Source organism: Desulfobacter sp. (genome assembly GCF_050177295.1).
The window spans coordinates 1-2,862 of sequence record NZ_JBFXHE010000503.1 but is presented as its reverse complement, the minus strand read 5'-3'; the positions used below and the strand labels follow the sequence as shown (position 1 = coordinate 2,862).

General features: G+C 56.0%; 2 protein-coding genes. Both read left to right on the top strand.

Annotated elements, in window-relative coordinates:
- A partial coding sequence (locus tag AB7U36_RS21755) for a beta-ketoacyl synthase N-terminal-like domain-containing protein (RefSeq protein ID WP_428161694.1) occupies nt 1-2,635 on the top strand: 2,635 nt, incomplete at its 5' end.
- Nucleotides 2,607-2,862 (top strand): acyl carrier protein (locus AB7U36_RS21750; protein WP_428161693.1); only part of this gene is annotated, 256 nt, incomplete at its 3' end. The genes AB7U36_RS21755 and AB7U36_RS21750, both read left to right, overlap by 29 nt.

Below are 2,862 nucleotides of genomic sequence, written 5' to 3'. Positions count from 1 at the left end.
CGCCTTAAAGAATCCCTTTGTCCGGACCATGATTTTCAATGTTGAAACCGCCTTGGCGGAACAGGATTTGGACCTGGGCCAATACGACATGGTGCTGGCCACCAATGTACTCCACGCCACCAGAAATATCCGCAAAAGCCTGCGCAATGCCAAGGCCCTGCTGAAAAAGGGGGGATTGCTGTTCCTGAACGAGATCTGCAACAAAGCCTTATACACCCACTTGACCTTTGGCCTGCTGGAAGGGTGGTGGCGCAATGAAGACGATGCCCTGCGTATCCCGGGGTGCCCTGCCCTGTCTCCCCAAGCCTGGCAACAGGTATTGCAGGAGGAAGGATTCAGCCACGTTTTTTTTCCTGCACACCAGGCCCTGGATTTGGGGCAGCAAATCATTGTGGCCCAAAGTGGCGGCCTGATCCGCCAGGAAAACCATTTGCCCGGGCCGCCGCCCTCGCCCCCGCCGGTGAAGACAACACCCCGGCCTGCCCAAGCCGGAAAGAAACAGGAATCGCTTCAAGACAAAGGATTGGCTTACTTTAAAAATATTGTCGGCAAAGCCCTGAAGATTGATCCGGAACGGCTTGATCCGGCGGAACCCCTGGAAACATACGGGATTGATTCCATTTTAATCGGCCAGATCAGCAGTGTGCTGGGCAAGGCCTTTGACGGAGTCAAAAGTACGATGTTCTTTGAACTCCGGTCCATTGATGAAATGCTGGCCTATTTCCTGGAGAACCATGGGCCGCGCCTGGAAGAGATTGTTTTTCCTGACACTGCCCCGGACACGGAAACCGTGGTCCCGCAGGCCCCGGTCAACGCCGAGGAAAAGGCAGCGGTCACAGTCAGGGTCAACACCACCCCAAAGGACAGTGAGCCCATCGCCGTAATCGGTATGAGCGGGCGTTTTCCGGGAGGGGAAAATCTGGCCGGTTTTTGGGAAAATTTAAAAACGGGCCGCTCCTGCATTGGTGAGATTCCTGTGGACCGGTGGCCGGTGGAGGGATTTTATGAACCAGATCCGGACAAGGCCGTGGCCCAGGGAAAGAGTTTTTGCAAATGGGGCGGATTCGTGGATGGTTTTGCGGATTTTGATCCGCTGTTCTTCCATATATCGGCCCGGGACGCCATGGAGATGGACCCCCAGGGGCGGCTGCTGCTGCAGGAATGCTGGCGCGCTTTTGAAGACGCGGGCTATGTACCCTCCCGGCTTGATACAAAGATACGGGAACGCACCGGTGTCTATTGCGGCATCACCAAGGTGGGGTTCAATACCTCTTTTGCCGCCCTGGTAAACCGGATCTCCCATGCCATGGATCTGCAGGGACCCAGCATACCGGTGGACACCATGTGCGCCTCGGGTTTGACAGCCCTTCACCAGGCCTGCCAGGAACTGCGGCAGGGCAACCTTAACATGGCCCTTGTGGGTGCGGTCAATCTCTACACTGAACCCAAGGCATATATAGATCTTTGCCGGGCCCGGCTCCTGGCCGACACCCGGATTCCCGAGGTTTTCGGGGCACATGGCAAGGGGTTCGTACCCTCGGAAGGTGTGGGCGCCGTGCTCCTGAAACGGCTCAGTGACGCGGAAAGAGATCACGATTCCATCCTGGCCGTTATCCGGGGAAGCGCAGTCAGGCACGGGGGCCGGACAAACGGTTACGGCGTCCCTGATCCGCGCCAACAGGCGGCTGCCATCCGGGATGCCCTTGAAAATGCCGGCCTGAACCCCGGAGCCATCAACTATTTCGAGTCAGCAGCCAGTGGATCGAGTATGGCAGATGCCATTAAGATGGAAGCCGTGGCAAAGGCCTTCCCGGGCCTCTCCCAAGACCGGGAAGGCTTCCGCCTGGGCACCTTGAAATCATCCATGGGACATGGAGAATCCGTCTCAGGGTTTGCCCAGTTCATAAAAGTGGTGCTGATGCTCAAACACAAAAAATTATGCCCGGTGGTGCCGGTGCCTGAACAACACCATCCGGACATCTCCTTTGACGCCCTGCCCTTTAAACTTCAGACCCAATTGGAGGAATGGCCGGCACCGGTCCTGAACGGCCAGAAAATCCCGCGAAGGGCCGGGATTAACAGCATGGGCGCCGGAGGAATCAACACCCATCTGATCGTGGAAGAGTACAATCCACCAAAGACGGTGCCTGACCCGGCTGTTTATGACCACAGCCTGCCGGTTCTTTTTATTCTCTCGGCAAAATCCAAAGCCGCTTTCACCCAATATCTTCTGGATTGGCAACGATATATTGACACCCATCCCGGGACAGATCTTTTCCGGCTGGCCTATACCCTGCAAACAGGCCGGGAACCCATGAAATACAGGTTTGCCTGCCTGGTCAAGGATACAGAAGAATTAAGCGCCAGCCTAAAGGCCGCTGCCAAAGGGGATTTCCATGACAGCTGCTATACGGGCCAGGCGGATTTACCCAGCCAGGAAACAGCGGACATCAAATCCTGGGTCCTGAACAAAAACCTGGACCAACTGGCCAGGGCATGGGTCAAGGGCGCTCCTGTTCCCTGGACCCACTGGTACCGGGATAACTGGCCCCGGCCCCTGAACCACCTGCCCCTTTGTCCGGAAGACCTATTGGCATGCACCGCCGGTGGCCGTCCCCCCTGTTGCCGAAACTGAAAACAAAAGCGATCCGGTTCGCCAGCGTATCCGGTCCATCGTCAATAAAATCCTGGAATTCGATGAAGGGGATGAAATCGACGATCAAATGATTTTTTCGCAAATGGGATTTTCCTCCATTACCATTGTCACCTTTATCGAAGAGGTGAACCGGGAATTTAACCTGGAGCTGAGACCCACCACGGCCTTTGACTATCCAACGATTCATGAACTGACCCGGCATGTGG